Origin of the sequence: Azospirillum sp. HJ39 (assembly GCF_041507355.1) — a bacterium.
GTDB classification, from domain to species: Bacteria; Pseudomonadota; Alphaproteobacteria; order Azospirillales; family Azospirillaceae; genus Azospirillum; species Azospirillum thiophilum.
Map to the genome: position 1 here is coordinate 215,917 of NZ_CP167910.1, position 25,461 is coordinate 241,377.

19 protein-coding genes and 5 tRNA genes are annotated in these 25,461 nt (G+C 68.6%); 16 read left to right on the forward strand and 8 right to left on the reverse strand.

Going from position 1 to position 25,461, the window contains the following annotated elements; genetic code table 11:
* Positions 1-3: 3 nt before the first annotated feature.
* The 4 genes from mmsB to ABMY26_RS11620 all read right to left on the reverse strand — a co-directional run bounded on the left by mmsB (position 4) and on the right by ABMY26_RS11620 (position 5,175).
* The gene (mmsB, locus tag ABMY26_RS11605; protein ID WP_372396427.1) at positions 4-1,203 is read right to left on the reverse strand and encodes a multiple monosaccharide ABC transporter permease; all 1,200 of its coding nucleotides are present in this window, start codon (positions 1,201-1,203) and stop codon (positions 4-6) included.
* Complete coding sequence (gene mmsA / locus ABMY26_RS11610; protein WP_372396428.1) at positions 1,200-2,837, reverse strand: multiple monosaccharide ABC transporter ATP-binding protein; 1,638 nt, start codon at positions 2,835-2,837, stop codon at positions 1,200-1,202. Before mmsA ends, mmsB begins: the two co-directional genes overlap by 4 nt.
* A gap of 72 nt (positions 2,838-2,909) precedes the next feature.
* The gene (gene chvE, locus ABMY26_RS11615) at positions 2,910-4,010 is read right to left on the reverse strand and encodes a multiple monosaccharide ABC transporter substrate-binding protein (protein ID WP_372396429.1); all 1,101 of its coding nucleotides are present in this window, start codon (positions 4,008-4,010) and stop codon (positions 2,910-2,912) included.
* A gap of 151 nt (positions 4,011-4,161) precedes the next feature.
* On the reverse strand, positions 4,162-5,175 hold the full coding sequence (locus tag ABMY26_RS11620) for a LysR family transcriptional regulator (RefSeq protein WP_372396430.1): 1,014 nt from the start codon (positions 5,173-5,175) through the stop codon (positions 4,162-4,164).
* 198 nt (positions 5,176-5,373) lie between these two features.
* On the opposite strand from ABMY26_RS11620, the gene ABMY26_RS11625 reads away from it, so the two are divergent.
* The 14 genes from ABMY26_RS11625 to ABMY26_RS11690 all read left to right on the forward strand — a co-directional run bounded on the left by ABMY26_RS11625 (position 5,374) and on the right by ABMY26_RS11690 (position 17,159).
* Positions 5,374-6,267 (forward strand): SMP-30/gluconolactonase/LRE family protein, encoded by an 894-nt coding sequence (locus tag ABMY26_RS11625; protein ID WP_372396431.1) that lies wholly within the window; start codon positions 5,374-5,376, stop codon positions 6,265-6,267.
* Between the two features lie 17 nt (positions 6,268-6,284).
* Complete coding sequence (locus ABMY26_RS11630) at positions 6,285-7,229, forward strand: dihydrodipicolinate synthase family protein (RefSeq protein ID WP_372396432.1); 945 nt, start codon at positions 6,285-6,287, stop codon at positions 7,227-7,229.
* A gap of 163 nt (positions 7,230-7,392) precedes the next feature.
* Positions 7,393-8,973, forward strand: coding sequence for an aldehyde dehydrogenase (NADP(+)) (locus ABMY26_RS11635; RefSeq protein WP_372396433.1), 1,581 nt, complete (start codon positions 7,393-7,395; stop codon positions 8,971-8,973).
* Positions 8,974-9,135: 162 nt separating this feature from the next.
* The gene (locus tag ABMY26_RS11640) at positions 9,136-10,293 is read left to right on the forward strand and encodes a porin (RefSeq protein ID WP_372396434.1); all 1,158 of its coding nucleotides are present in this window, start codon (positions 9,136-9,138) and stop codon (positions 10,291-10,293) included.
* Between the two features lie 321 nt (positions 10,294-10,614).
* Positions 10,615-11,622: a galactofuranose ABC transporter, galactofuranose-binding protein YtfQ gene (ytfQ, locus tag ABMY26_RS11645; RefSeq protein WP_372396435.1), complete on the forward strand. Its 1,008-nt coding sequence runs from the start codon at positions 10,615-10,617 to the stop codon at positions 11,620-11,622.
* 226 nt (positions 11,623-11,848) lie between these two features.
* Positions 11,849-13,423, forward strand: coding sequence for a galactofuranose ABC transporter, ATP-binding protein YtfR (gene ytfR / locus ABMY26_RS11650; RefSeq protein ID WP_372396436.1), 1,575 nt, complete (start codon positions 11,849-11,851; stop codon positions 13,421-13,423).
* A complete protein-coding gene (locus ABMY26_RS11655; RefSeq protein WP_372396437.1) occupies positions 13,420-14,463 on the forward strand; it encodes an ABC transporter permease in 1,044 nt (347 codons plus the stop codon). The genes ytfR and ABMY26_RS11655 overlap by 4 nt, the downstream gene beginning before the upstream one ends.
* Entirely contained in the window at positions 14,460-15,461 is a 1,002-nt protein-coding gene (gene yjfF / locus ABMY26_RS11660) for a galactofuranose ABC transporter, permease protein YjfF (protein WP_372396438.1), read from the forward strand. Before ABMY26_RS11655 ends, yjfF begins: the two co-directional genes overlap by 4 nt.
* A complete protein-coding gene (locus ABMY26_RS11665) occupies positions 15,461-16,528 on the forward strand; it encodes an aldose epimerase family protein (protein WP_372396439.1) in 1,068 nt (355 codons plus the stop codon). The genes yjfF and ABMY26_RS11665 overlap by 1 nt, the downstream gene beginning before the upstream one ends.
* Before the next feature lie 106 nt (positions 16,529-16,634).
* Positions 16,635-16,721: transfer RNA gene (locus tag ABMY26_RS11670), tRNA-Leu, on the forward strand.
* 38 nt (positions 16,722-16,759) lie between these two features.
* Positions 16,760-16,835: transfer RNA gene (locus ABMY26_RS11675), tRNA-Ala, on the forward strand.
* Between the two features lie 62 nt (positions 16,836-16,897).
* A tRNA-Asp gene (locus ABMY26_RS11680) sits at positions 16,898-16,974 on the forward strand.
* A gap of 4 nt (positions 16,975-16,978) precedes the next feature.
* Positions 16,979-17,053, forward strand: a tRNA-Gly gene (locus ABMY26_RS11685).
* 31 nt (positions 17,054-17,084) lie between these two features.
* Positions 17,085-17,159 (forward strand) — tRNA-Val (locus ABMY26_RS11690).
* A gap of 109 nt (positions 17,160-17,268) precedes the next feature.
* Here the strand turns inward: ABMY26_RS11690 and ABMY26_RS11695 are convergent.
* From ABMY26_RS11695 to ABMY26_RS11710, 4 genes are all read right to left on the reverse strand, one after another.
* A complete protein-coding gene (locus ABMY26_RS11695) occupies positions 17,269-18,048 on the reverse strand; it encodes an isochorismatase family protein (protein WP_372396440.1) in 780 nt (259 codons plus the stop codon).
* Positions 18,049-18,065: 17 nt separating this feature from the next.
* Positions 18,066-19,382 carry a nicotinate phosphoribosyltransferase gene (locus tag ABMY26_RS11700; RefSeq protein WP_372396441.1) on the reverse strand — a complete coding sequence of 439 codons (1,317 nt, stop codon included), beginning with the start codon at positions 19,380-19,382 and terminating at the stop codon, positions 18,066-18,068.
* A gap of 116 nt (positions 19,383-19,498) precedes the next feature.
* Positions 19,499-20,650 carry a bifunctional nicotinamide-nucleotide adenylyltransferase/Nudix hydroxylase gene (locus tag ABMY26_RS11705; RefSeq protein ID WP_372396442.1) on the reverse strand — a complete coding sequence of 384 codons (1,152 nt, stop codon included), beginning with the start codon at positions 20,648-20,650 and terminating at the stop codon, positions 19,499-19,501.
* A gap of 120 nt (positions 20,651-20,770) precedes the next feature.
* Positions 20,771-22,381 carry an SLC13 family permease gene (locus tag ABMY26_RS11710; protein WP_372396443.1) on the reverse strand — a complete coding sequence of 537 codons (1,611 nt, stop codon included), beginning with the start codon at positions 22,379-22,381 and terminating at the stop codon, positions 20,771-20,773.
* A gap of 738 nt (positions 22,382-23,119) precedes the next feature.
* On the opposite strand from ABMY26_RS11710, the gene mdcB reads away from it, so the two are divergent.
* Positions 23,120-24,109: a triphosphoribosyl-dephospho-CoA synthase MdcB gene (mdcB, locus tag ABMY26_RS11715; RefSeq protein WP_372396444.1), complete on the forward strand. Its 990-nt coding sequence runs from the start codon at positions 23,120-23,122 to the stop codon at positions 24,107-24,109.
* Positions 24,110-24,244: 135 nt separating this feature from the next.
* On the forward strand, positions 24,245-25,459 hold the full coding sequence (gene madB / locus ABMY26_RS11720; RefSeq protein ID WP_372396445.1) for a Na+-transporting malonate decarboxylase, carboxybiotin decarboxylase subunit: 1,215 nt from the start codon (positions 24,245-24,247) through the stop codon (positions 25,457-25,459).
* The last annotated feature ends 2 nt before the right edge of the window (positions 25,460-25,461 follow it).

The following is a 25,461-nucleotide window of genomic DNA, read 5'->3' on the forward strand; positions in this document are numbered from 1 at the left end:
GCGTCAGGCCTTGCCCTTGTTGTAGACGTCGAAGCAGACGGCGGCGAGCAGCACCAGACCCTTGATCACCTGCTGCCAGTCGATGCCGATGCCGACGATCGACATGCCGTTGTTCATCACGCCCATGATGAAGGCGCCGATCACCGCACCCGTCACCCGGCCGACGCCGCCCGAGGCCGAGGCGCCGCCGATGAAGCAGGCGGCGATCACGTCGAGCTCGAACGAGACGCCGGCCTTCGGCGTGGCGGTGTTGAGGCGGGCTGCGAAGATCAGGCCGGCGAGCGCGGCCAGGACGCCCATGTTGACGAAGGTGTAGAAGGACAGCCGGCGGGTGTCGATGCCCGACAGCTTGGCCGCCTTCTCGTTGCCGCCCAGCGCGTAGACGCGCCGGCCGATGGTGGTGTCGCGGGTGACGAAGGCATAGATGCCGATCAGCAGCGCCATGATGATCAGGACGTTCGGCAGCCCCTTGTAGGAGGCCAGCAGCCAGCCGATGTAGGCGACCACCGCGAACAGCCCGGCGCTCTTCAGCGCGAACAGCGGCAGCGGCTCCTGCTCGATGGAGAAGCGCTGGCGGCGCAGGCGGGCGGCGATGCTGAAGCCGATCATGATCGCCGGCGTCGCCAGGCAGAGCAGCAGCGTCGTGGTGTGGAAGCCGGCGGTGCCGAAGAGGTCGGGGATGAAGCCGGAGCTGAGGCGCTGGAACTCCACCGGGAAGGGGCCGACCGACTGGCCGGCCAGCAGCGCGAGGCTGAGGCCGCGGAACACCAGCATGCCGGCCAGCGTCACGATGAAGGAGGGAATGCGGAAATAGGCGACCCAATAGCCCTGGGCCGCGCCGATGGCGGCGCCGGCCAGCAGGCAGAGGATGGCGGTCGGGATGAAATGCAGGTGGAACTGCACCATCAGGATGGCGGCGAGCGCGCCGATGAAGCCGACGATGGAACCGACCGACAGGTCGATGTGGCCGGCGACGATCACCAGCAGCATGCCCAGCGCCATGATGACGATGTAGCTGTTCTGGAGAACGAGATTGGTCAGGTTCAGCGGCTGCAGCAGCGTGCCGCCGGTCATGTACTGGAAGAAGGCCACGATCGCCAGCAGCGAAATCAGCATGCCGTAATCGCGCATGTGGCTTTTCAGGAAGCGGGCCATCGAGGCCTGGCGGGGCTGCTGCGCGGGCAGGTTCAGTTCGGCGCTCATTGCAGGGACTCCCCGGCGGCGGCGGTGGCGGTGGCGGTGGCGGCAGAGGTGGCGGCGGCGGCGTCGATGGTGGCGCCGCGCGACGACGACGACATGATGGCGTGCATGATCTTTTCCTGGCTGGCCTCGGCCGCCGGCATCTCGGCGACGAGCGCACCCTCGTTCATCACATAGATGCGGTCGGCGACGCCGAGCAGCTCCGGCAGTTCCGACGAGATCAGGATGACGCCGCGGCCCTCGGCCACCAGCTGGTTGACGATGGTGTAGATCTCGTATTTGGCGCCGACGTCGATGCCGCGGGTCGGCTCGTCCAGGATCAGCACCTGCGGGTCGGCGAACAGCCATTTGCTGAGCACGACCTTCTGCTGGTTGCCGCCGGACAGGTTGACGGTGTGCTGGAACACGTCCGAACAGCGGATGCGCAGGCGGCGGCGGAAGTCGTTGGCGACCTCGATCTCGCGCTCGTGGTGGATGACGCCGCGCTTGGCGACGCCGTCGAGGTTGGCCAGCGTCACGTTGTGGCGGATGTCGTTGTCGAGCACGAGGCCGTAATGCTTGCGGTCCTCGGTGGCGTAGGCAAGGCCGGCGTCCATCGCCTTGCGGATGGTCGACAGGTCGACCTCGCGCCCGCCGAGGAAGGCGCGGCCGCGGATGTTGCGGCCGTAAGAGCGGCCGAACAGGCTCATGGCGAATTCGGTGCGGCCCGCCCCCATCAGCCCGGCGATGCCCACCACCTCGCCCCGGCGCACATGCAGGTCGACGTCCTTGACGACGCGGCGGCCGGGATGGATGGGGTGGTCGGCGCTCCAGCCCTTCACCTCGAACAGGATGTCCCTGGAGCGGATGTCGCCGGGAGTGCCGGTCCGGCGGGGATAGCGGTCGGCGAGGTCGCGGCCGACCATGCCTTTGATGATGCGGTCCTGGCTGATCGGGCCGTGGTGGCAGTCGAGCGTCTCCACCGTGGTGCCGTCGCGCAGGATGGTGACGCGGTCGGCGACCTTGGCGATCTCGTTCAGCTTGTGCGAGATCAGGATGGAGGAGATGCCCTGCTCCCGGAAGCGCAGCAGCAGGGCCAGCAGGGCGTCGCTGTCGCTCTCGTTCAGGCTGGCGGTCGGCTCGTCCAGGATCAGCAGCTTGACCTGCTTGGACAGCGCCTTGGCGATCTCGACCAGCTGCTGCTTGCCGACGCCGATGTCGGTGATCAGGGTTTCCGGAGAGTCGGTCAGGCCGACCGTGCGCAGCAGATCGCGCGCCCGCGCGGTGGCGGCGACCCAGTCGATCACGCCACGCCCGAAAAATCCCTTGTGGGCCTGCTCGTTGCCGAGGAACAGGTTCTCGGCGATCGACAGCAGCGGGACCAGCGCCAGCTCCTGGTGGATGATGATGATGCCCAGCTTCTCGCTGTCGGCGATGCCGCGGAAGGAGACCGGCTGCCCGCGGAAGCGGATTTCGCCGTCGTAGCTCCCATGCGGATAGACGCCGCTCAGCACCTTCATCAGCGTCGATTTGCCGGCGCCGTTCTCGCCGATCAGCGCGTGGATCTCGCCCTCGCGGACCGAGAGGTTGACGTCGTCGAGCGCCTTGACGCCCGGAAACGTCTTGGTGATGCCGCGCATCTCAAGAATGCTGTCCATGATACCCCGCTGTCGCCCCGGCGGACGCGCCGGGGAAGCGCCGGGGGGAGCCCCCTCCCGGCGCCCGCCTGCTCACTTGATCTGCGATTCCTTGTAGTAGCCGCCGTCGACCAGCACCTGTTTCCAGTTGGAGGCGTCGACGCTGACCGGCTTCAGCAGGTATGACGGAACGACCTTCTTGCCGTTGTCGTAGGTCTTGGTGTCGTTGACCTGCGGGGTGCGGCCGGCCAGCAGGTCGTCGACCATGCCGACCGTGATCTTCGCCAGCTCGCGGGTGTCCTTGAAGACGGTGGAGCGCTGCTCGCCCGCCAGGATCGACTTGACCGACTGGACCTCGGCATCCTGGCCGGTCACCACCGGCATCGGCTGCCCGGCGGTGCCGTAGCCGACGCCCTTCAGCGACGAGATGATGCCGATGCTGAGCCCGTCATAGGGCGACAGCACCGCGTCGATCTTCTTGCCGCCGTAATAGGCGCTCAGCAGGTTGTCCATGCGGGCCTGGGCGACCGCGCCGTCCCAGCGCAGGGTCGACACCTTGTCCATGCCGACCTGCCCGCTCTGCACCTTCAGCTTGCCGCTGTCGATGTAGGGCTGAAGCACCGACATGGCGCCGTTGTAGAAGAAATAGGCGTTGTTGTCGTCGGGCGAGCCGCCGAACAGCTCGATGTTGAAGGGGCCCTTGCCCTCCTTCAGCCCGAGCGCCTTTTCGATGTAGGCGGCCTGGAGGACGCCGACCTGGAAATTGTCGAAGGTGGCGTAATAGTCGACGTTGGCCGAGCCGCGGATCAGGCGGTCGTAGGCGATGACCTTGACCCCCTGCTCCGCCGCCTTCTGCAGCACGTCGGTCAGCGTCGTCCCGTCGATGGCGGCGATCACCAGAACCTTGTCGTTCTTGGTGACCATGTTCTCGATCTGGGCGAGCTGGTTGGGGATGTCGTCCTCTGCATATTGCAGGTCGGTCTTGTAGCCCTTTTCCTGGAAATACTTGACCATGTTGTTGCCGTCGTCGATCCAGCGCGCCGACGACTTGGTCGGCATGGCGATGCCGACGGTCGGCTTGCCCTGCGCCATGGCCGGGACGGCGCCGCCGGCGGCGACCAGCAGGCCGCAGGCCAGCCCGGCGATGCCGGCCATGAGGAACGACGCCTTGAAATGCCCTTTACGAGACGACATGGACCCGAATCCTCCCAGATTCCGCGACGCGCGCTTGGCCGTACCCGCGTTCCGTGTGGCGGACGGCGTGTGGCGCGATGGTTTGTGCCACTAGCAATCCCCCGAATTGACATAACTGTCAAATACGAATATTCGCCAGATCGATACCGTTTCATGTATCGGCAGGGGTTGGGGCGGCGGTTGCGGCGGTTGCGGTTGCCGGGTCGGGCAGCCCGCGCATCTTGCGTTCCGACGCCGCGCGCACCGCCGACAGCACCGTGCGGGCCCCCGGCGACAGCGGCCGGTCCTTCAGCCAGAAGATGCCGTAGGGCTCGACGCTGAAGCGCTTGTGGAAGGGCATCACCACGCAGCAGCCGCTGGGGGTGAACACCCGCGCCAGGGCATGGGCGAAGACGGTGATCGAATCGGTTTCCGCCACCATCGCCATCGAGATGACGGGGGAGGCGCTTTCGATCACCCGGTGCGGCAGCCGGGCGCCCTCGGCCCGGAACAGCGCCTCCACCCGGTCGCGCAGCAGGGTGCCGACCGGCTGGAGAATCCAGGTGGCGTCCGACAGGTCGGCGGCGAGCAGCGGCCGGCCGAGCGCCAGCAGCGGGTTGCGGTCATGGCAGATGAAGCACAGCTCCTCGCTGCTGATCTCCTGGTACTCGAAGGCGGTGGGGTCGAAATGGCCGGGCAGCCGGCCGATGGCGAAATCCATCACGCCCTGGTGGACCCGCTCGGCCAGCACGTCGCTGGTTTCCACCGCCACCGCGATCTTCAGGCCGGGATGCTCACGGGTCAGGCTGCTGATCACCGGCACCACCAGCTCCACCGCCGGGGCCATCACCGTGCCGATGGAGACCCGGCCGCTGTGCCCGGCCAGCAGCGCATTCAGCTCCTCGCCGGTTTCCTGCAACTCGCTGAGGATCATCCGGGCATGGCGGATCATCAGGCTGCCGTACCAGTTCGGCTCGATGCCGCGGCCATGGCGGTCGAACAGCTCGATCCCCAGCGTCTCCTCCAGGTCGCCCAGCAGCTTGGAGGCGGCGGGCTGCGACATGGTCAGGCTGGCGGCGGCCCGGTGCAGGTTGCGGTGCTCGTCGAGCGCGGCGAAGAGTTGCAGGTGGCGCAGCTTCAGCCGCGCCTTCTGGAACCAGTTGGGGGAAAAGCGGGGGGGAGTCACGGGAAGGCTGTCTCCGAGCGGGAGGCGGCGCCGGGATACGAGATTTGGTATCGCGATTGCCGATCTTCGTATTGGACGATTATCAAGTGGCCCCTTATCGTTTGTGCCGTCAACATTTTTTAAAAATGGCCTTAAAAAACGATGGCCGCGCTGGCGGCCGATTCAGAGTTCGGGACGATTATGGGGGGACGGGGAGGCATGCCGCAGGAAGCGCGTTGCGTCTGGCAGGCCGGGGCGCTGCTGGGCGAGGGGCCGCTGTGGTCGCCGCGGCAGGAGGCCGTGTATTTCGTCGACATCCGCGGATCCCGCATCCTGCGCCACGGGCTGGCCGATGGCGTGCAGGCGGAATGGGCGCTCGACGATGCCGCCTGCTGGCTGGTGGAGAGCGCGGATGGCGACGGCTTTGTCGCCGGCCTGCGCTCGCGCCGGGTGGTGCGGCTGCGGCCGGAGCCAGGCCGGGCCATGGTCGGGGCCGCGGCCGGAGACGAGCTGGCGCGGATCGAGCCGGAGCAGCCGGGCAACCGGCTGAACGACGCCAAGGCCGATGCCCAGGGCCGGCTGTGGGTCGGCAGCATGGACGATGCCGAGGAGGCGCCGGCCGGCAGCCTCTACCGCATCGACGGCGACGGCACCGTTACCCTGGTCGATGGGGGGTATACCGTCGCCAACGGCCCGGCGCTGTCGCCGGACGGGCGCACCCTCTACCACACCGACAGCGCGGCGCGGACCGTCTACGCCTTCGATGTCGCAGACGACGGCGGGCTGTCGGGCAAGCGCGCCCACATCCGCTTCGCCGAGGCCGACGGCTATCCCGACGGCATGACCTGCGATGCCGAGGGCGGACTGTGGATCGCCCATTGGGACGGCGGGCGGGTCAGCCGCTTCCGCCCAGACGGCCGGCTGGACCGGGCGATCCCGCTGCCGGCCTCCCGCGTCACCTCCTGCGTCTTCGCCGGCCGGGACCTCGACCGGCTGTTCGTCACCACCGCGGCGCACGGCCGGCCGGAGGAACCGCTGGCCGGCGCGCTGTTCGAGTGCGATCCGGGCGTCCGCGGCCTGGCCTGCGGCCGGTTCGGCGCCCCGCCATTATGAGTCAGGATCCGTTTTCGATGAAGGACCACACCGCCATGCCGTCCAGCGCCCGCCCCTATCGCGGAGTCTTCCCCGTCGTCCCCACCATCTTCACCGCGGCGGGGGATTTGGATCTCGACGGGCAGAAGCGCTGCGTCGATTTCATGATCGATGCCGGCTCGACCGGGCTGTGCATCCTCGCCAACTTCTCCGAACAGTTCGTGCTGACCGACGACGAGCGCACGGTGCTGATGGAGACGATCCTGGCCCATGTCGCCGGCCGGGTGCCGGCGATCGTCACCACCACCCATTTCAGCACCCGCGCCTGTGCCGAACGCAGCCGCCGCGCCCAGGAACTCGGCGCCGCCATGGTGATGGTGATGCCGCCCTACCATGGCGCCACCATCCGCGTGCCGGAGGCCGGGATCGTCGAGTTCTTCCAAAGGGTGTCCGACGCCATCGACATCCCGATCATGATCCAGGACGCCCCCGTCAGCGGCACCGCGCTGCCGGCGCCGCTGCTGGCGCGGATGGCGCGCGAGATCGCCAACGTCTCCTACTTCAAGATCGAGGTGCCGCAGGCCGCCGCCAAGCTGCGCACGCTGATCGAACTGGGCGGCGACGCCATCGAGGGGCCGTGGGACGGCGAGGAGGCGATCACCCTGCTGGCCGACCTCGACGCCGGGGCGACGGGGGCGATGACCGGCGGCGGCTATCCGGACGGCATCCGGCAGATCGTCGACCCGTATCTGGCGGGAGACCGCGAGGCGGCGGTGGCGGCCTATGGGCGCTGGCTGCCGCTGATCAACCACGAGAACCGCCAGTGCGGCATCGCCACCGCCAAGATCCTGATGAAGGAGGGCGGGGTCATCGCGTCCGACGCGATGCGCCACCCGATGGCCGACCCGCACCCGATCAGCCGCGAGGGGCTGCTGGATGCGGCGCGGCGGCTCGATCCGCTGGTGCTGCGCTGGGGGCGGTGAGTGGTTGGGGGCGGTGCCCCCTCCCTAACCCTCCCCCGCTTTGCGGGAGAGGGGACTGCCGCCGCTCTGTTGCATACCCCCTGCAAGCATCCCGCCCCCTCTCCCGCGAAGCGGGGGAGGGATGGGGAGGGGGCAAAACGCCCCCATCAAGGAGAGACACCCCATGACCATCACCGGCGAGATGCTGATCGGTGCCGAAAGCCTTCGCGGCGGCCAGGGCGGGTTCCGCGCCGTCGACCCCGCCAGCGGCGCGGCGCTCGACCCCGTCTATGGCGGCGGCGGCGCGGCCGAGGTGGAGCGCGCCTGCGCACTGGCCCAGGCCGCCTTCGACGCCTTCCGCGAAACCGGGCTGGAGCAGCGCGCCGCCTTCCTGGAGGCCGTCGCGCAGAAGATCCTCGACATCGGCGACGACCTGATCGTCCGCGCCATGGCCGAGAGCGGGCTGCCGCGGCCCCGGCTGGAGGGCGAGCGCGGCCGCACCGTCGGCCAGCTCCGCCTGTTCGCCCAGATGGTGCGCGAGGGAAGCTGGGTCGAGGCGCGCATCGATCCCGCCCAGCCCGGCCGCACCCCGCTGCCGCGCGCCGACATCCGCCAGCGCCATATCCCGCTGGGGCCGGTCGCGGTGTTCGGCGCGTCGAACTTTCCGCTCGCCTTCTCGGTGGCCGGCGGCGACACCGCCTCGGCGCTCGCCGCCGGCTGCCCGGTGGTGGTCAAGGGGCACAACGCCCATCCCGGCACCTCGGAGCTGGTCGGCCGCGCCATCCGAGCGGCGGTGGCGGATTGCGGCCTGCCCGAGGGCGTGTTCTCGCTGCTGTTCGGCACGGGGAACGAGATCGGCACCGCGCTGGTCGCCGACCCTAGGATCAAGGCGGTCGGCTTCACCGGCTCGCGCCGCGGCGGGCTGGCGCTGATGGAGGTGGCGGCCAGGCGGCCGGAGCCGATTCCGGTCTATGCCGAGATGAGCAGCATCAACCCGGTGTTCCTGATGCCCGCCGCGCTGGCCGCAAGGGCGGAAGCGCTGGGCACGGGATTCGTCGCGTCGCTGACCATGGGGGCCGGGCAGTTCTGCACCAATCCCGGCATCCTGCTCGGCGTCGAGGGGCCGGAGCTCGACCGCTTCGCCGCGGCGGCGGTGGCGGCGCTGGGCGGCAGCACCGCCGCGACCATGCTGACGCCCGGCATCCATGCCGCCTATGACGCCGGGGTGACGGCGCTGGCCGGCAGCGGGGCGGTGACCACGCTGGCGCGCGGGCTGGCCTGCAACGGGCCGAACCAGGCGCAGGCGGCCTTCTTCGCCACCACCGCAGAGGCGTTCCTGGCCGACACCCGCTTGCAGGAGGAGGTGTTCGGCGCCGCCTCGCTGCTGATCCGCTGCCCGGACGCGGCGGCGATGAGGACGGTTGCCGAACGGCTGGAGGGGCAGCTGACCGCGACGCTGCAGATGGAGGCGGCGGACGAGGCCGCGGTGGCGGCGCTGATCCCGGTGCTGGAGCGCAAGGCCGGCCGCATCCTCGCCAATGGCTGGCCGACCGGGGTGGAGGTCTGCCACGCGATGGTGCATGGCGGCCCGTTCCCCGCGACGTCCGACAGCCGCTCGACCTCGGTCGGCACGCTGGCGGTCCGGCGCTTCCTGCGCCCGGTCTGCTACCAGGATCTGCCGGCGGGGCTGCTGCCGGAGGCCTTGCGCGACGGCAACCCGCTGGGGCTGTGGCGGCGGGTCGACGGGACGCTCGGCCGGGACTGAGGGCTTTCACACCGATCCGTTACCGCCGCGTCAGGGGGAGCGCTGACGCGGGCGGGGCCGCGCGCCCGTCTTCCGGGCACGGCCAACAGGGGCGCTCCCACCCGGGGCCCTGCCAAGGGACCGATAAACAACAACAAGTCAACATCACTTGAGGAAACGCAGATGGTCAGATCCGCATTGCTGCTTGGCGCAGCCACCCTGTCGCTCGTCTCCGCCATGGCGCTGTCCGCGCCGGCCTTCGCCCAGGCGAAGTTCGACGTCATCCTCGGCGGCGACGTCTATTTCGAGGCCGGCTATGTCGACCAGGACCGCGACAGCGGCCTGCGCAACACCGAGTTCCGCAACCGCTACCGCCTGCTGGTGACGCCGAAGGCCAAGGCCGACAACGGGCTGGAATATGGCGCCCGCCTGCGCCTGCTGGCCGAGAACGGCGCCGGGAACGCCCGCACCACCACCAACGACCGCGCCTTCATCTTCGTCAACGGCAGCTTCGGCGTCTTCCATCTCGGCGTGGAGAACGGCCCGTCCGACGACAGCGGCGTCTTCGCACCGTCCGACTGGGGAACCGGCGGCGTCGACGGCTCCTTCCCGTCCTGGCTCGGCGACAGCGGCGCCAACGCCCCGATCACCATCGGCAACATCCGCGCCCTGATCTCCGGCAACAGCGCCACCCGCGCCTCCTACTGGACGCCGGAGATCGCCGGCTTCAAGCTCGGCGTCTCCTACCAGCCGGATTCGGAGAGCAGCAACACCGACGTCAACCGCCGCAAGGTCAGCCTGCCGACGGCCAACCGTACCGGCGCCTATCGCGACGTCTACGAGGTCGGCGGCACCTATGCCAACAGCGTCGGCGGGGCGACGGTCAATGCCAGCCTGTTCTATCTCGGCGGCACGGCCAAGGATTCCAGCGTCTCGGCGGCGACCTTCGACGATCTGTCCTCGACCCATGCCGGCCTGACCGTGGCCTATGGCGGGCTGAAGGTCGGCGGCAGCTATGCCTGGTCGGGCGACAGCGGCTATGCCAAGTCCGGCACCGCCGGCATCGTCAGCCGCGAGAAGCAGGATGTGTGGACGGCCGGCGCGCAATACACCTTCGGGGCCACCACGCTCGGCTTCGGCTATCTGAACGCCCGCGATGCCGGCGACCTGACGGTGCGCGGCCGCACCAAGTTCGAGCTGATCTCCGTCGGCGCCAAATATGTCGTCGCCCCCGGCTTCAGCATCAACCCGGAATACAACCACTTCAAGCTCAGCTCCGACGTCGCCGCCAACAGCGACAAGGGAGACATCTTCCTGATCCAGACCAACTTCGCATTCTGACCGCTTCGCGCCGCCGCGGCGTTTTTCCATCCCGCCGCGGCGGCGCGTCCCGGCGCGCTCTCCCTCGGGTGCGTCGGCCCCGGCCAACCGGGGTCACCTCGCGGCCGGTCGGCTTCCCGCCGTCCGGCCGTTTCTTTGCGCGGACATATCCTTTTCAGCATCGGACCGGCCGAGAATCGTATTGGACAGTTATGGTTCCCGGCACTTAATGTAGACGATACGAACAAATCGGACCGGGCGGCGGTCCCCTTCTTTCCGCGCCCCGTCCAGCGGCCTGCCCCATTCAAAAAGCACGGCACAATCCTTCAGGGAGTGAAACGGATGTCCAGGACTTGGGTGAATTCCGCCGCCACTAGGGCCGCCACCAGGGCCGCCGCAACCGCCATGGCCGCCGCCGCGGCGCTGCTGATCGGTCTCGGCACCGTCCAGGCCGCCGACGGCAAGAAGCTGGTCGTCGGCTTCTCGCAGATCGGCTCGGAGTCCGGCTGGCGTGCCGCCGAGACCAAGACCGCCAAGGCCGAGGCCGACAAGCGCGGCATCGATCTGAAGATCTCCGACGCCCAGCAGAAGCAGGAGAACCAGATCAAGGCGGTGCGCTCCTTCGTCGCCCAGGGCGTCGATGCGATCTTCATCGCGCCGGTGGTGGCGACCGGCTGGGATTCGGTGCTGAAGGAGGCCAAGGAGGCGAAGATCCCGGTCATGCTGCTCGACCGCCAGATCGAGACCAAGGACCAGAGCCTCTACATGACCGCCGTCACCTCGGACACCGTGCATGAGGGCCGGGTGGCCGGCGAATGGCTGGCCAAGCAGACCGGCGGCAAGTGCGCGGTGGTGGAACTGCAGGGCACGGTGGGCTCGTCGCCCGCCATCAACCGCAAGAAGGGCTTCGACGAGGTCGTCGCCAAGAACCCCGGCATGAAGATCGTCCGCACCCAGTCCGGCGACTTCACCCGCGCCAAGGGCAAGGAGGTGATGGAGAGCTTCATCAAGGCCGAGAACGGCGGCAAGGGCATCTGCGCCGTCTACGCCCACAACGACGACATGGCGGTCGGCGCCATCCAGGCGATCAAGGAGGCCGGGCTGAAGCCGGGCAAGGACATCCTGGTCGTCTCCATCGACGGCGTGCCCGACATCTTCAAGGCGATGGCCGAGGGCGAGGCGAACGCCACGGTGGAGCTGACGCCGAACATGGCCGGCCCGGCCTATGACGCGCTGGTCGCCTTCAAGAAGGACGGCAAGCTGCCGCCGAAATGGATCCAGACCCAGTCGGCGCTGTTCACCCCCGACACCGCCAAGGCCGAGTATGAGCGCCGCAAGGACGCCTACTGACCGGGGGGGTGAGAGGCCGGGAGGGTTCCCTCTCCCGTCCCGGGAGAGGGAAGGGGCCCGCCGTGAAGCGGTGGGAAGGGTGAGGGGGTAGGCACGAAGCCATGCGGTTCGGGATCCTTGCCCCACCCCTCACCCTCCCCACTTCGTGGGTCCCCTCCCTCTCCCGGGGCGGGAGAGGGCTCTTCGGCGGCCCTAAAATGTTATCGCGCATCCGGCGAGGTCCGTCATGACGGCGTCCACCGCTCCTTCCCCCTCGGCGCCGCTGCTGGCGATCCGCGGGCTGTCCAAGGGCTTCCTCGGCGTCCAGGCGCTCGACGGCGTCGATTTCACCCTGCGCCACGGCGAGATCCATGCCCTGCTCGGCGAGAACGGCGCCGGCAAGTCGACGCTGATCAAGACGCTGACCGGCGTCTATCAGCGCGACGCCGGCACCGTCGCGCTGGAGGGGCGGGAGATCGCGCCGCGCGGCGTCGAGGAGGCCCAGCGCCTGCACATCGGCACCGTCTATCAGGAGGTCAACCTGCTGCCCAACCTGTCGGTGGCGGAAAACCTGTTCCTGGGGCGCCAGCCGATGCGCTGGGGACTGGTCGACCGCGGCGCCATGCGGCGGCGGGCGCGGGCCATCCTGATGCCCTACGGCCTGTCCCTCGACGTCACGGCTCCGCTCGGGCGCTTTTCGGTGGCGACGCAGCAGATCGTCGCCATCGCGCGCGCGGTCGACATGTCGGCCAAGGTGCTGATCCTCGACGAGCCGACCGCCAGCCTCGACGCGCAGGAGGTGGCGGTGCTGTTCCGGGTGATGCGGTCCTTGCGCGCGCGCGGCATCGGCATCGTCTTCGTCACCCATTTCCTCGATCAGGTCTATGAGGTCTGCGACCGCATCACCGTGCTGCGCAACGGCCGGCTGGTGGGCGAGCGGCGCACGGCCGAGCTGCCGCGCCTCGATCTCGTCGCCATGATGCTGGGGCGGGAGCTGGAGGCGGCGGCCCACCGGATCGAGCGCGGCCCGGAGGAGCTGGACGGCCAGCCGCCGCTGGCGAGCTTCAAGGCGTTCGGCAAGGCGCGCAGCGTCGAGCCCTTCGACCTCGACATCCGCCCCGGCGAGGTGGTGGCGCTGGCCGGGCTGCTGGGATCGGGGCGGACCGAGACGGTGCGGCTGGTCTTCGGCATGGACCGCGCCGACAGCGGCGAGGCGACGGTGGACGGGCGGCCGGCGCGGCTGAAGGGGCCGCGCGACGCCGTGCGGCTCGGCTTCGGCTTCTGCCCGGAGGACCGCAAGAAGGAGGGCATCGTCGGCGAGCTGTCGGTGCGCGAGAACATCATCCTGGCGCTCCAGGCGCGGCAGGGCTGGCTGAAGCCGATCCCGCGCCGCCGCCAGGAGGAGATCGCCGACCGCTTCATCCGCCTGCTCGACATCCGCACGCCCGACGCCGAGCGGCCGATCCAGTTCCTGTCGGGCGGCAACCAGCAGAAGGCGCTGCTGGCGCGCTGGCTGGCGACCGAACCGCGGCTGCTGATCCTGGACGAGCCGACGCGCGGCATCGACGTCGGGGCGCACGCCGAGATCATCCGCCTGATCGAGCGGCTGTGCGCCGACGGCATGGCGCTGCTGGTGGTCTCGTCGGAGCTGGAGGAGATCGTCGCCTACAGCCGCCGCGTCGTCGTGCTGCGCGACCGCCGCCATGTGGCGGAACTGAGGGGAGGGGAGGTCAGCGTGGAGCGCATCGTCGCCGCCATCGCGTCTGAAACCGGATCGGGAACGACTGCCGGAGCCGGACCTGCCGCGGAGGCGCGGCAATGAGCCTGTCCGTTCCCGGCGCGGCGCGCACCCTGCCGCAATATGGCGCGCTGGCCGCCGTGCTGCTGGTCAACTGGCTGCTGTTCCCCGATTTCTTCGCCATCCGCCTGCAGGACGGCCGGCTTTTCGGCAGCCTGATCGACGTGCTGAACCGCGGCGCCCCGGTGGCGCTGCTCGCCATCGGCATGACCATGGTCATCGCCACCCGCGGCGTCGACCTGTCGGTCGGCGCGGTGATGGCGATCTCCGGCGCGGTCGCCGCCACCATGACCGGGGCCGGATGGGGGCTGCCGGCGGTGCTGGCGGCGTCGCTGGCCGCCGGCCTGCTGTGCGGGCTGTGGAACGGGCTCTTGGTGGCGGTGCTGCGCATCCAGCCGATCATCGCAACCCTGATCCTGATGGTCGCCGGGCGCGGCATCGCCCAGCTGATCACCGAGGGGCAGATCGTCACCTTCACCAGCCCGGCGCTCGCCTTCATCGGCGGCGGATCCTTCCTGACCGTGCCGATGCCGGTGGTCATCGCCGCCGCGGTGCTGGCGGTGACGGCGCTGCTGGTGCGGGCGACCGCGCTGGGGCTGATGATCGAGGCGGTCGGCGTCAACCGGCTGTCGAGCGCCGGGGCCGGGGTCAACACCCCGGTCGTGCTGGTCGCCGTCTATGCCTGGTGCGGGCTGTGCGCCGCTGTCGCCGGGCTGATCGTCACCGCCGACATCCGCGGCGCCGACGCCAACAATGCCGGGCTGTGGCTGGAGCTGGACGCCATCCTGGCGGTGGTGGTCGGCGGCACCTCGCTGCTCGGCGGGCGGTTCGGGCTGCCACTGTCGGTGGTGGGGGCGCTGATCATCCAGGCGATGAACACCGGCATCCTGCTGAGCGGCTTCAAGCCGGAATTCAACCTGATCGTCAAGGCGGGCGTCCTGATGCTGGTCCTGCTGCTGCAATCGCCGACCCTGACCCTGTTCCTGCCGGCGCCGAAGGCCGGGCCGCGGACCGGGACCGTCAAGCCGCCGGTGGCGCCGACAAGCGGAGGGGTGAAGCCATGAGGGGAAGCCATACAACCGGTGCGCTCCAGCGCTTCCTTCCCCTGGTCGTCACCAGCGCGGTGCTGGTGGTCGGGTTCCTGCTGTGCGCCGCGCAGTTCCCCAACTTCGCCTCCTGGCGGGTGGTGGGCAACCTTCTGACCGACAATGCCTTTCTGGGGATCGCCGCGGTCGGCATGACCTTCGTCATCCTGTCCGGCGGGATCGATTTGTCGGTCGGGGCGGTGATCGGCTTCACCACCGTGCTGCTGGCGGTGCTGATCGAGCAGGGCGGCTGGCATCCCCTTGCCGCCTTCGCCGTGGCGCTGCTGGCGGCCGGCGGCTTCGGCGCGGCGATGGGGGGCGTGATCCATGTCTTCCGGATGCCGCCCTTCATCGTCACGCTGGCCGGCATGTTCATCGCCCGCGGCCTGGGCTTCGTCCTGACCACCGATTCGGTGCCGATCGACCACCCGCTCTATGGCGAGCTGAACGACATCGCGCTGCGCTTCGGTGCCGGCGGCAAGCTGACCCTGCCGGCGATGCTGATGCTGGGGGTGGTCGCCGGTGCGGTGGTGCTGGCGCACTGGACCCGCTTCGGCGCCAACCTCTATGCGCTGGGCGGCAACCGCCAGTCGGCGGAGCTGATGGGGGTGCCGGTCGGGCGGACGACGGTCGCGGTCTATGCCCTGTCCGGGCTGCTGGCCGGACTGGCCGGGATCGTCTTCTCGCTCTACACCGGAGCGGGCTATTCGCTGGCGGCGACCGGGGTGGAGCTGGACACCATCACCGCGGTGGTGATCGGCGGCACCCAGCTGACCGGCGGCTACGGCTATGTCGTCGGCACCTTCGTCGGCGTGCTGATCCAGGGGCTGATCCAGACCTACATCACCTTCGACGGCACCTTGAGCAGCTGGTGGACAAAGATCGCCATCGGCGTGCTGCTGTTCGTCTTCATCCTGTTGCAGAAAGGGCTGCTGACGGTCTGGTCCGGCCGCGGCGGCGAACCGGCGGAGGCGTGATGCCCATCGAGAGTTTCCTGTTCGACATGGTCGATGGCCAGCCGGTGGAGGGGTTCGTCCTGTCCGCCGGCGGGCTGGAGGCGACGGTGATCGCCCATGGCGCCCGCCTGGTGCGGATGATGGTGCCGGACCGCGACGGCAGGACGGCCGACGTCGTGCTCGGCTTCGACCGGCTGGCCGGCTATCTGGCGAGCGACGCCTATTTCGGCGCGACCTGCGGCCGCTACGGCAACCGCATCGGCGGGGCGGCCTTCACGCTCGACGGCGTGCGGTATGCGCTGAGCGCCAACGAGCCGCCCAACCACCTGCATGGCGGGGCCGACGGCTTCGACCGGCGGGTTTGGCGGGCGGCGGTGGAGGAGGCGGACAACGCCGTCACCTTCATGCTGGTTTCGCCCGATGGCGACCAGGGCTATCCCGGCACCCTGACCGCCACCACCCGCTACCGGCTGACCGCGGACGGGGTGCTGGACATCGAGATGACGGCGGCCAGCGACCGGCCGACCGTCGTCAACCTCGTCCATCACAGCTATTGGAATCTCGGCGGCCATGGCCCGGCCCCCGATCTGGGTGACGTGCGCGGCCACCGGCTGGCGGTGCATGGCGGCTTCACCACCCCGGTCGGCCCCGACCTGATCCCGACCGGGGAGGTGCGGCCGGTCGACGGCACCGCCTTCGACCTGCGCGGCATCGATTTTGGCGGCGTCGATCTGGGCGCGGCGCTGGAGCGGGCCGGCGGCTTCGGCTTCGACCACAATTGGTGCCTGGAGGGTCCGGCCGGCGAACTGCGCCCGGCGGCCTGGCTGGAGCATCCGGCGTCGGGCCGCCGGATGGAGCTGGAAACCGACCAGCCGGGGCTTCAGGTCTACAGCGGCGGCTATATCGGCGCTACGTCCGGCGGGCAGGTGGTGGGGAAGGGCGGACGGACCTATGGCCCCTTCGCCGGCCTGGCGCTGGAGACCCAGCGCTTTCCCGGCAGCCCCAACATCGGCCATTTCTCGTCGGCGCGGCTGGATCCCGGCGAGACCCGCCGGCACACCATGCGGTTGCGGTTTCTGACGGTCTGAGGGGCGGAGAAAAAATTTTCGGCAGAGGTGAATTCTGTGCTTGCCGGCCGCCGTCCATCCCGCTACATAAGCGCTCCCCGCGGCACCCAACGCGGTGCAGGGGGAAGCGCTCGTGGCGGAACTGGTAGACGCGCTAGGTTCAGGTCCTAGTGGCCGCAAGGCCGTGGGGGTTCGACTCCCTCCGAGCGCACCAACACCCCAAGTGTTGGTGTAGGGTAACAGAAGTATAGTGGGGCCATAGCTCAGCTGGGAGAGCGCTACAATGGCATTGTAGAGGTCATCGGTTCGATCCCGATTGGCTCCACCACTTCTGAATATTTAGGTCTTGTCTATCGGGGTGATGCCTTGTATAAGGCGCCGCTCCTCAGCGCGGGTGTAGCTCAGTTGGTTAGAGCGCCGGCCTGTCACGCCGGAGGCCGCGGGTTCAAGTCCCGTCACTCGCGCCACATTGCGGGCGTAGCTCAGGGGTAGAGCACAACCTTGCCAAGGTTGGGGTCGAGGGTTCGAATCCCTTCGCCCGCTCCAGTTTCCGGAGCGGAAGTTTGTAGAGTTCGGGGGTCCTGTAGCTCAGCGGGAGAGCACTACGTTGACATCGTAGGGGTCACTGGTTCAATCCCAGTCGGGACCACCATCCATGAAGGCCGGAACCCCCAAAGGGTTGCCGGCCTTCTCCAGTTCCGGGCCATCGCCGCCGGTTCTCCCCGATACCGGCAAGCGGGAGACGACGGTGGCGGCCCCGGTCAGCGCTGGGGGAACAGGAGCTCGTCGGCGACGATCGCGCCGCTCGCCTGCATCAGGTACAGGCCGATATGGTGGGCGACCATCTGCGGATGGGCGGCGCCGTCGGGCAGGCCGAGCGCCTGCGCCGTCGCCAGCGGCAGGTCGTAGGTGGCGCAGCCCGGCTCGTGGACGACGATGTCGCGCAGCGGCCCGGTCATGCCGTGGTTGCGCGCCGACAGCAGGGCCTGCACCGCCTGGAGCACGCAGATGTCGGTGCAGATGCCGTCCACCACCAGGATTTCGATGCCGTTGCCGGCGATCCACTCGAACAGCCGGTTGCGGCCGGTCGCAAGGTCGGTGGTGCCGACCACGCCGTTGATGCAGTCCTTGCGCATCAGCGTGACGCCGGGGGCGCCGTCGAGCCAGGCGAGCTCGTCGACCAGATTTTCCTCGCCGGTTCCGGCCTCGCAATGGGGCGGGTAGGGGTGTTCGGGCTTGCCCGGCTCATGGGTGTCGAGGAACACCGCGATGGGATGGCCGGCGGCGATGAACAGCCGGTTGGTGCGGTCGATCTCGGCGATCATGCGGGCGACCTGGGCGTTGGCGGCCGGCGGGGCCAGATTGCCGCCGCCGACGGCGGCGAAGCCCTTCACCGGATCGACGTCGAGCTTGCCGACCCTGCCGCCCGCCAGCGCGTAGCAGGCCCTGCGCACCGGCATGACGGCGGAAATCGCCGCCAGCGCGGCGGCCGGGCCGGCAAGCTCGACCTCGATCCGGCTGTCGATCCGGGTATCGGTCATGATGCGTCTCCTGCGGTTCAGACCAGCACCGGGACGTTCGCGACGCCCTCGGTGCCGAAGATGGCGCGGTAGCGGGCGATCTCGGACGCCGGGCCGGTGGCCTTCTCGTAATTGTCGCTGAGCTTGACCGCATCCTTCCAGGCGCCGTCGACCTCGACCGCCGTCACCTTGCAGACCAGGCTCAGCGGATCGAGCCCCTGGCCGTTGCGCGGGTGGCAATCCCGGAAATCCGAGGTCAGCAGGGTGCCCCAGCCATAGCCGTCGCGGATGCGGCCGCGGAAGGTCCGGTGCAGCCGCAGGATGGTCTCGACATCCAGCCCGTCGCTGAACAGCACGCGCTTTTCCCGGGGATCGCGGCCGAGCCTTTCCAGCCAGGCGATGTATTCCTCGCCCGCCGCCACCGGATCCTTGCTGTCCACCCGCATGCCGGTCCAGTCCGCCACCCAGCCCGGCGCGTTCTTCAGGAACTGGGTCGAGCCGAAGGTGTCGGGCAGGAACACCAGCATGGCGCCGCCATAGGTCTCCTGCCACAGCCGCAGCACGTCATATTGCGCCGCGCGCAGGTCGTCCCCGCGGCAGGCCAGCGCGGCGACGGTCGTCGGCAGCTCGTGCGCGTTGGTGCCGATGGCCTCCAGGTCGTGCTTCATCGCAAGATGGGTGTTGGAGGTGCCGATGAAGCGCGGGCCGAGCTCGGCCGCCATCGTCTCCACGACATATTCCTGCCAGAGGAAGCTGTGGCGCCGCCGGGTGCCGAAATCCGAGAGGCTGAGGTCGGCCAGCGGGCGCAGCATCTCGATCTTGTCCCAGAGCCGGACCTTGGCGCGGGCATAGAGGATGTCGAGCTCCGTCTCGGTCATGCCGGCCAGCGCGGCGCGGGTCTTCAACTCGTTGACGATGCTGAGCGCGTAGATCTCCCACATGGTCGTTTCCGGCCACGACCCTTCGAAATCCAGGCGCCACTGGCCGTCCTCCTCGGACAGCCGGTAGTCGGGCAGGGCGAAATCCTCGGACAGCCAGGCGACGAACTCGGGCCGGAAGATGCCGCGCTGGCCGTAGAAGGTGTTGCCCTGGAGCCAGACCGCTTCCGAGCGCTTCAGCCGCAGCGACCGCACATTGTCGAGCTGGCGGCGCAGTTCGGCCTCGTCGACGATGCGGGCCAGCTTCACCGACTTCGTGCGGTTGATCAGGCTGAAGCGCACCTTCACCTCGCGGAAATGCCGCCAGATGAATTGCAGCATCGCCAGCTTGTACCAGTCCGTGTCCAGCAGCGAGCGGACGATGAAATCGGTCGCGAAATTGTGGTTGTGGGCGCGGCCGCTGAAATTGACGAGCATGATGGCAAAGCTCCTTTGCCCACTGCCGCCGGTCTGTCCGGCGGGCTTGGAAGGCAGGGTAGGTCACGGGTTCATTCGTGTAAATGGCGAATGGATCGAGCGCCCGGATGCTCCGGTCAATTGTCGGACTGGGCGATCAGTGTTTGGATGATGTGGAAATGATCTTCGAACATGTGTTCGGGATCGATTTCCGCCATCGGCATCCAGCGGGCCGACTTGGCATCGCCGCCGCCGCGCACCTTGGGAAACCCCTCCTCCGTCGCCTTGAGCTGGATGAGGAAGGCCTGGGTCACCGTGCGCCCGCGCGACGAGCGGTAGGGATGGTCGAAGATCCGGCTGGCGCGGATGCCGCCCTCCAGGAAGCCGGCCGGAACCTTGAGCCTGGTTTCCTCGCGCAACTCCCGGATCATGGCATCCTTGATCCGCTCGTGCCGGCCGACGAAACCGCCGGGCAGGGCCAGCAGGCCGCGTCCGGGCAGCGCCCGGCGCTCGACGAGCAGGACATGGCCGGACAGGACGACCACGGCGTCCACGGTGAGGAAGGTGGGGGGATAGGGCGCGGCGGCCCAGCCGGCCTTGTATCGGGCGATGTAGGCGCTTTCCTCCGCCAGCCGCCGGTAGTCCGCGCCGTGGGCGAAGTCCGCCATGAAGGCGGCGACGTTCGCCGGCAGCGCGTCCTTCCACGCCTCCAGCGCCGCCGCGGCGTCGGCGAAATAGGCGTCGCGGATCGGCGTGGCCGAAATTCCGCCGACATTCGCGCAGTCCACCGCGCCCCATTGCGGGAACATGCGCAGGCAGTAGCTGCTGCGGTCCTTGGAATGGCCGATCAGGCCGACCGCGGGCCCCGGGCCATCGGCGGGACGGTGGTGCTGCCCGACAACGCCATGGATGACGTCCTGGACGGCGGCCTGGACATCGCGGATCCATTCCAGGTCGTTGTAACGGTCGATCAGGGGCAGGATCGCGATGCGCCCATGCTCCTCCGGCGGGATGGCGCCGAGGATGCAGGCGCGGACCTCCTCGAAGCGGAAGGGGTTGCGGTGGCTGCGCGCCTGGCGCGACGAGCCGACCAGCAGGATGAGATGCCGCCCCAGCGCCAGGGCCTGCCGCATCACGGCGAGATGGCCGAGATGCAAGGGGCGGAAGCGGCCGATGAAGACCATGAAATCATAGGGCGCGGCGCCTTGGGCTGCTGCGCCTGGGGCCGCGGTCTTCCTGGGCAGGGACAGGGTGCCGGACTCGCGCCCGGTGCTCTCGGACTGGGACATGCTCAGCAAGCTCCTTGCTGAAGGACTGCCGCGGTCTGTCCGTGGCAACAAGGACGATAGGGCGGCGGCGGGGGGTTCTCAAGGCCCCTGCGCCAACCCTTCGGGAGTAGAGAAACCTGTTCAGTCCGGCTGTTCCACCGTCGCCGGCAGGGACCGCAGCGGGCGGCGGGCGAGGTGCCGGGCAGCGGCCAGCGCAGCCAGCAGGGCCAGGGCTGCCGCCCCGGTCACGTTGGTCCTGACCGGCCCGACATAGACGTAGCAGGCGAGATAGACGGCCGCGATCAGCACCGTCATCGCCATCACCGGCAGGCCGAACGTCAGGAAGGCGACGAAGGGCATGTGGTGGCCGTCCTTCTCCAGGATCCCGACGGTCGTCACGTTGGCGCTCGCCCCGATCAGCGTCCCGTTGCCGCCCAGGCAGGCCCCCAGCGCCAGCGACCACCACAGCATGTCGGTCATCAGCCCGATGTCCGCCGCGGCCATTCCGGTCTCCTCGAACTCCGCCGAGAAGCCCGCCACCAGGACCCGCACGATGGTCACCGCCGCGATGGTGTAGGGGATGTTGTCGACCACCGCCGACGCGACCGCGCTGAACAGCAGGATCAGCAGCCCGGCCATCACCAGCTTCGCCTGGAGCCCGAGCCCGAGGCCGGCCGACACCGCCTCCACCAGATCCTGCAGCCGGGCGGCGGCGCTGGCGATCAGCCCGGTGTGCTCGGCCGCGCTGATGGCCATGAACAGGAAGATGAAGAAGCCCAGCGTCAGCCACTCGATGCCGCGCTCGAAGCAATGGGCGAAGGCGTGGTCCGCCGCCTTCGCGCCGAGCCGCCGCCGCAGGATCGCATGGCGTCCCAGCATGGCCAGCACCGCGCCGCCGAAGGCGATGACGCCGACCGGCAGGTGCGTCAGGCTGTGGGTGAAGAAGCCCAGGAAGGTCAGCCCGACCATGCCCAGCGTCCAGGCCAGCACGTCGGGGTCGCGCAGTTCCACCTCATCGCCGGCCGCCTCGTCGGCATGGGAACCGGCGAGGTCGCGGCGGTACCAGACGGCGGACAGCGCGCAGAGCGCCACGATCATGACGACGATCGGCACGGCCAGGAAGGCGATGAAGTCCATGAAGGTCAGGCCGCTGGCCACCCCGACGATGACGTTGGGCGGGTCGCCGATCAGCGTGGCGGTGCCGCCGATGTTCGCCGCCATGATCATCGGCATCGCCAGCGCCCACACCGACAGGCGCAGGCTCTTCGCCGCCTTGGAAACGACCGGAGCCAGGAACAGCACGGTGGTGACGTTGTCGGCAAAGGCGGAGAGCAGGGCGGTGGCGGCGATGACGATGTTGGCGAGCACGCCGGGTCGCCCCCCGGCCCAGCGCACCATGCGGGCGTTCAGCCAGTCGAACACCCGCGTCTCGATCAGGATCGAGACGATGGCCATCATGCTGCCGAGCAGGAAGATCACGTTCCAGTCGACCGCCTGGGCGGCCGTGGTGAAATCCATGATCTTCAAGGGCGTCGCCGCGGAGATGGCCAGCATCGTTCCAACCACCGCGGCGGCGGCCAGGGTCTTGTGGCAGACCTCGGCTATCAGCAGCCCGAACAGCGCGACGAGCAGCAGCCCGACGGTCGCCTGGGCGCCGCCGCCGGTGGCGTAGGCGACATGCCCGGCCTCGGCCGCAAGCGTGGGGGAGGGCAGCAGCAGGACCGGAAACGCCGCCATGGTGGCTGCTTTCATGATGCAACCTTTCTTTGTTTTTGTTCCTGGTGGAATGTATTCGCGATGTCCTGGGGAAGAGGGGAGCGAGGCTCCATCCACCTGGGGCGGGGGCAACTCTTGGGCGGGATGGGGAGCGATCTTATATATTAATCGGTAAAACGGTACTTGGTCGCCGGTACATTGTCGATGTTGGCGTTTGCGACATTTTGGCGTTTCCCGCGACGGCGAAGGGCGGTCGGCGCTGTCTCGCGTTGATCGTGCCGACGATATCTCGCACGCTTCAAGATTGCGGTGCCGAAGGCGAAATTCGCTGCCCGCGCCATTATCGGTCAGAGACTGACAAGTTGATTCAGCCATCAGTCGAGATCGCAGCAGATGTCGTTGAATGGATGCGGCATGCCGCCGCAGGTCGCCGGCTATGTGCTTAGGAATCAATCGGGTTATGGCTATTATTCGCTCAATCGAGCCTTCAGGCATGACTTTGGTCCATTGACTTGCCCGATCCGCCATGTCATTCGTTCGCCAGCCAGTCTTCGAGGTCGCGAGGTTGGCAAAGAGACAAGTGATCGACCAAATCGGACTCCGGCCCGCCTCGCATCGTATGAGATGATGGAGGGCTCGCCGGGTATTCACCAAGTGATACAGTGACTGCGTGACGGTGATCTCCCAACGACCCGTGTCGGATGACATGGACGTCGTTATTGGGTTCGTCTGCGGAGCGTGCCTCCGGCGGACGATGCCTGATGGATTGCCATCATGTATTTGTCACCTCTTGCCGGCCTTGCCGGACACAGACCCTCCCCGCACCGGCATGACGAGACGGCATCCGCCGTATGGACCATCGGTTCGGCCTGCCTGACCGGCATTCTCCTCGAGGTTTCCGTCCATCCCAAGCCCGGCCTCGTCACGCCGCGCTCGATGGGATCGCATGCCGACATGGATTTGCAGACGTTCATGCTGACGTCCGCAGCCATCGCCCCCTGTTTCCATCGCTGCGCCGCCATCGGGCTGGCCCATTCCGGGGCGGCCCCTTCCGGCGCGGCGGCCGTGCTGCCGCTGATCCGCGCCGTCGGCCGCGATTATGACCGGCGCCTGTTCGCCGCCTCCAACGGCGTCAACACCCAGCGCGGCGCGCTCTTCGCGCTCGGCCTCACCGCCGCCGCCGCCGGCCTTTCCAATGACGGCCACCGCCCCTGTTCGCCCGACCGCCTGTTCGCCGCCGCCGCCGCCATCACCCGCGGGATCGTCGAACGCGAACTGGAAGGCTGCGACCGCGAGCGCCTGACCGCCGGCGAGATCCTCTATGCCCGGCATGGCGCCACCGGCATCCGCGGCGAGGCCGAGGCGGGTTTCCCGACCGTCGCCAAGCACGGCCTGCCGGCCCTGCGCGCCGCCCTGGCGCAGGAAGCCGGGCTCAATCGTGCCCTTCTCCATGCGCTCGTCGCCATCGCCGCCGAGGCCGAGGACACCACCGTCCTGTGGCGCGGCGGACCCGATGGCCTCGCCTTCGTCCGCGAGCGCGCCGCCGCCGTGCGCGATCTCGGCGGCGCGCTCACCGGGCGCGGCCTCGCCGAGATCGACCGCTTCGCCGACGACTGCGTCGCCCGCCGGCTCAGCCCCGGCGGCGCCGCCGACCTGCTGGCGGTCACCGCCGCCGTCCATCTGCTCGAAGCGGAGAGCTTCCCGGCTTCGGCCACCTCCCGCTTCGACCCGCCCCCCGCCCCTGTTCCCGGAGAAAATCCATGAACGTCGTCACCTACGCGCTGATGGCCTACGGCCTCACCGCGGTGATCGCCTACGCCGTCATCGGGGTGATCGTTCTGCTCAACAAAACCATGGCTGGTTCGGCCGAATAAGCCGTGCGCTGAGGAGATCACCCCCATGCTACAGCAACTTTTCACCGTCTTTCCCGGCATCGGCACGCTGTTCGTCCAGGATCCGACGATTGCCTTCGCCCGCATCGCCCTGATCGCCTTCGGCTTCTTCCTGGCCTATCTCGGCTTCAAGCGCACGCTGGAGCCGCTCATCATGGTGCCGATGGGCATCGCGATGATGTGCGTCAACGCCGGCGTCATGTTCCTGCAGGCCCAGAAGATCGGCACGCTGATGCTGGATCCGATGATCTCGGACCCGATCCAGCTCGTCAACGACATGCAGATCTACTTCCTGCAGCCGATCTACAACTTCGCCTTCTCCAATTCGCTGGTCGCCTGCATGCTGTTCTTCGGCATCGGCACCATGGCGGACATCTCCTTCATCCTCGCCCGTCCGTGGGCGGCGATGACCTGCGCGATCTTCGCCGAGATGGGCACCTTCGTCACGCTGGTGATCGGCTATTACTGCGGCCTGACCCCCGGCGAAGCGGCCGCGGTCGGCTCCATCGGCGGCGCCGACGGCCCGATGGTGCTGTTCGCCTCGCTGATGATGGCCAAGGAACTCTTCGTTCCGATCTCGATCATCGCCTACCTGTACCTGTCGCTGACCTACGCCGGCTATCCGTACCTGATGAAGCTGCTGGTGCCGGCCAAGTACCGGGCCATCGACGTCGAGATGAGCTTCCCGGAAGTCTCGTCCAAGTCGAAGTTCATCTTCACCATCGTCGCCGCCGCCCTGCTCTGCCTGCTGCTGCCGGTCGCAGCGCCGCTGATCATGTCCTTCTTCCTCGGCGTCGCCATCAAGGAAGCGGAGATCGAGCCGTACCAGGAGCTGCTGGAAAAGACGATCACCTACTCCTCGACCCTGATGCTCGGGCTGGTGCTCGGCGTGCTCTGCGAAGCCTCGACCCTGCTGGACGGCCGCGTCGCCATCCTGCTCGTCCTCGGCATCACCGCGCTGCTGGTGTCCGGCATCGGCGGCCTGCTCGGCGGCTGGGTCGTGTGGATGTTCAACAAGAACGGCTTCAACCCGCTGGTCGGCATCGCCGGCGTGTCCTGCGTGCCGACCACCGCGAAGCTCGCCCAGAAGGTCGCCGCCGAGGACAACCCCTACGCGATGGTCCTTCCGGTCGCCATGGGCGCCAACGTCTGCGGCCTGATCGTCTCGGCCATCGCCGTCGGCATCTTCGCCTCGACCATCGGCCTCGTCGCCGCGCACTGACC

Excerpts from the sequence above, each read along its gene's own strand:
- ytfQ (WP_372396435.1), top strand. The coding sequence starts at position 10,615 with ATGTCCAGGACTTGGGTGAATTCCGCCGCCACTAGGGCCGCCACCAGG.
- ABMY26_RS11665 (WP_372396439.1), top strand. The coding sequence starts at position 15,461 with ATGCCCATCGAGAGTTTCCTGTTCGACATGGTCGATGGCCAGCCGGTG.
- madB (WP_372396445.1), top strand. The coding sequence starts at position 24,245 with ATGCTACAGCAACTTTTCACCGTCTTTCCCGGCATCGGCACGCTGTTC.
- mdcB (WP_372396444.1), top strand. The coding sequence starts at position 23,120 with ATGTATTTGTCACCTCTTGCCGGCCTTGCCGGACACAGACCCTCCCCG.
- ABMY26_RS11640 (WP_372396434.1), top strand. The coding sequence starts at position 9,136 with ATGGTCAGATCCGCATTGCTGCTTGGCGCAGCCACCCTGTCGCTCGTC.
- ABMY26_RS11635 (WP_372396433.1), top strand. The coding sequence starts at position 7,393 with ATGACCATCACCGGCGAGATGCTGATCGGTGCCGAAAGCCTTCGCGGC.
- ABMY26_RS11630 (WP_372396432.1), top strand. The coding sequence starts at position 6,285 with ATGAAGGACCACACCGCCATGCCGTCCAGCGCCCGCCCCTATCGCGGA.
- ytfR (WP_372396436.1), top strand. The coding sequence starts at position 11,849 with ATGACGGCGTCCACCGCTCCTTCCCCCTCGGCGCCGCTGCTGGCGATC.
- ABMY26_RS11705 (WP_372396442.1), bottom strand. The coding sequence starts at position 20,650 with ATGTCCCAGTCCGAGAGCACCGGGCGCGAGTCCGGCACCCTGTCCCTG.
- ABMY26_RS11625 (WP_372396431.1), top strand. The coding sequence starts at position 5,374 with ATGCCGCAGGAAGCGCGTTGCGTCTGGCAGGCCGGGGCGCTGCTGGGC.
- chvE (WP_372396429.1), bottom strand. The coding sequence starts at position 4,010 with ATGTCGTCTCGTAAAGGGCATTTCAAGGCGTCGTTCCTCATGGCCGGC.
- ABMY26_RS11695 (WP_372396440.1), bottom strand. The coding sequence starts at position 18,048 with ATGACCGATACCCGGATCGACAGCCGGATCGAGGTCGAGCTTGCCGGC.
- mmsB (WP_372396427.1), bottom strand. The coding sequence starts at position 1,203 with ATGAGCGCCGAACTGAACCTGCCCGCGCAGCAGCCCCGCCAGGCCTCG.
- ABMY26_RS11700 (WP_372396441.1), bottom strand. The coding sequence starts at position 19,382 with ATGCTCGTCAATTTCAGCGGCCGCGCCCACAACCACAATTTCGCGACC.
- ABMY26_RS11710 (WP_372396443.1), bottom strand. The coding sequence starts at position 22,381 with ATGAAAGCAGCCACCATGGCGGCGTTTCCGGTCCTGCTGCTGCCCTCC.
- ABMY26_RS11655 (WP_372396437.1), top strand. The coding sequence starts at position 13,420 with ATGAGCCTGTCCGTTCCCGGCGCGGCGCGCACCCTGCCGCAATATGGC.
- mmsA (WP_372396428.1), bottom strand. The coding sequence starts at position 2,837 with ATGGACAGCATTCTTGAGATGCGCGGCATCACCAAGACGTTTCCGGGC.
- yjfF (WP_372396438.1), top strand. The coding sequence starts at position 14,460 with ATGAGGGGAAGCCATACAACCGGTGCGCTCCAGCGCTTCCTTCCCCTG.